1 protein-coding gene is annotated in these 261 nt (G+C 68.2%); it reads left to right on the forward strand.

Features of this window, described 5'->3' with window-relative positions; translation table 11 throughout:
- Positions 1–261: calcium-binding protein (locus AC0L3X_RS47570; protein ID WP_473317675.1), on the forward strand; the 261-nt coding region annotated here is incomplete at both ends.

The raw sequence follows: 261 nt of genomic DNA on the forward strand, positions 1-261 counted from the left end.
GCGGTTACGGTTACCGGTATTGCCGATGGTGTCGTCCGCACCGGCAGCATCTTCGCCGACACGCTGACCGGCACCGCGGGCGAGGACAGGCTGTCCGGCGGCTTTGGCCACGATACGCTTTACGGGCTGGGCGGCCATGATCAGTTGAATGGCGGGTTCGGCGACGACCGGCTGTTCGGGGGCGATGGCAACGACGTCCTGTTCGGCGGGCTGGGCAGGGACGTCCTGGACGGCGGAGCGGGCAACGACGTGCTGTTCGGC

The organism is Bradyrhizobium sp. MI1.7 (assembly GCF_055811795.1).